The sequence below is a fragment of the Okeania sp. SIO2B9 genome (assembly GCF_010672505.1).
Lineage (GTDB): Bacteria > Cyanobacteriota > Cyanobacteriia > Cyanobacteriales > Microcoleaceae > Okeania > Okeania hirsuta.
The window spans coordinates 1-1,963 of sequence record NZ_JAAHGK010001367.1 but is presented as its reverse complement, the minus strand read 5'-3'; the positions used below and the strand labels follow the sequence as shown (position 1 = coordinate 1,963).

The 1,963-nt window shown below is 34.8% G+C and carries 3 protein-coding genes and 1 pseudogene; 2 read left to right on the top strand and 2 right to left on the bottom strand.

Translation table 11 applies throughout. The features are described from left to right. Positions 1–495: 495 nt before the first annotated feature. Positions 496–723: a hypothetical protein gene (locus tag F6K13_RS35590; RefSeq protein WP_338043186.1), complete on the top strand. Its 228-nt coding sequence runs from the start codon at positions 496–498 to the stop codon at positions 721–723. Beyond that, positions 698–961 (top strand): Uma2 family endonuclease, encoded by a 264-nt coding sequence (locus tag F6K13_RS35585; protein WP_338043185.1) that lies wholly within the window; start codon positions 698–700, stop codon positions 959–961. Before F6K13_RS35590 ends, F6K13_RS35585 begins: the two co-directional genes overlap by 26 nt. A 345-nt stretch (positions 962–1,306) precedes the next feature. Here F6K13_RS35585 and F6K13_RS30820 read toward each other — a convergent pair whose 3' ends face one another. Further along, on the bottom strand, positions 1,307–1,432 hold the full coding sequence (locus tag F6K13_RS30820) for a hypothetical protein (RefSeq protein WP_287289526.1): 126 nt from the start codon (positions 1,430–1,432) through the stop codon (positions 1,307–1,309). Between the two features lie 63 nt (positions 1,433–1,495). Next, a pseudogene (locus F6K13_RS30815) lies at positions 1,496–1,963 on the bottom strand (fused N-dimethylarginine dimethylaminohydrolase/saccharopine dehydrogenase domain-containing protein); the annotation flags it as partial.

Below are 1,963 nucleotides of genomic sequence, written 5' to 3'. Positions count from 1 at the left end.
CGGAGGAACTGCGTTAACAGTACCTCTGCAATAAGGAGGCTTGAAATATGGAATATTATCTTTTTTTATCCCCTTAAAAGGGGAGGCTTGGGACTAAAAATTTTCGGTCAATAATATTATATTTGCATAATCAGTTATATCAGAAGAAAGAAGGAAGAAGGAAAAATCTGGTGTTGTTTTAGTTTTAAGTTTTTGAGATGTCTGCGCCCTTTACTTCAACTGCTATATCAAAAAACATAGCTTCTTGCTGATAAAAAATCTCCCTCCGGATTTTCTATTACTTACTATTTTAGATAAACTTATTTATCTGAATCAAGCGACAAAATATATATTTTCCTATTTTTTTTCCTGATTCCTCGCATACACACAATCTTGACAACAGAAGTGAATCTGATGGTACAAGTTAAACATAAATTTCAAAGTTTTGAAGAATATTTATCATACAGTAAAAATTCAGAAAAACTCTGTGAATTATTTAATTGTGAATTAATTTAAATGCCTCCAGAATCACGTTTAAATGTTGAAATTGCTACTTTCTTGTTGCTGAGATTTGCCTTACTTTTAGGTCATCGTCGAGTACGGAGTCAAGGATTAGAATTAGAGGTTAGAGGAGAGCCGAAAAACCGCTATCCCGATTTGACTATCATCGGAGAAGAACATATTCAAAAATTATTAAAGCAGAATAATTCGCCTTTCTATGTATCCTCCTTTGTTAGTTGTTGAAGTCGTTAATCCTGGAGAGATACAAAGAGAAAGAAACTATATTGCGAAGAGAATTCAATATCAAGATTGTGGTATTCCTGAATATTGGATTGTTGACCCTGAAACTAAAACTATTTTAATATTAAAATTAATCGGCACAAGTTATACAGAAGTAGGTAGTTTTTCTGGTAATGATTTAGTATTATCTCCTGGATTTAGAAGGCTTAATTTGAAAGTTTCTACAGTTTTTGATGGTTGAAGAAGGAAGGATTCATTAATTGATAATGGATAATTACCTCTGGTTAAAACCAAGAGAAGAAAACATTTTCCTTATAGCGGTTTTCACTCATGTTGACTACAGTAAAAATTATAGATATACCTAAAGTTTAATAAGCTACAGAAATAGTTGTATTCTATGTTAATGAAAACCGCTATAAGCGTCAATCATCTTCTTTTCAAGGAGAGGTAATGATTAATTATTAATTATTAATTAGGGCTTGCTGATTAAATATAAAAGTCTTTACAGATAAAAGTTTTAGCCTTTTTAAGTATCAAAAAGTGCGAGGTTTTAGGTGGTAATGGTTCAATTAGGAGCGGATTTTGCTCAAGAGTTGGGCAGAAAAATTAAGGGACTATTCTTCCTACTATCTCCTCTATAATTCTCTGTTCCTCCTGTCTCCTGTCTCCAGTATAGCTGTCTCCTACCCCTACTAAAAGACTTTTTCAGCAAGCCCTAAATAGATATCAAATGGGTTCTATAAGTATTTAACCCGACATGATATAACTTCTAAAGTTATGCTTTAGCTACAGAATAAGGACTTGTCAACTGTTCCAACTGGGCAACCAATAAACTGAGGAACAAACCAACATCAGTCACAACTCCAACTGATTCAACGGAACCGCGATCGCTCAATTTAGTCACCACCGCCGGATTAATATCAACGCAAACCATCTTCACTCCAGCAGGTGTCATATTCCCCACCCCAATAGAATGCAACATAGTTGACAACATCAAAACCATATCAGCACCTTTCAACAACTCTGTATATTCTTCCTGTGCCTTAATCAAATCCATCTGAGTATCAGGCAGAGGTCCGTCATCACGAATCGAACCTGCTAAACAGAAGGGTACATTATTCTTAACACACTCATACATCACACCCTTTTTCAAAATACCAGTCTCAACTGCTTTAGCAATGCTACCACAACGCCGAATAGTATTAATAGTCTTCAGATGATGTCGATGTGCGAGATCTGGCCG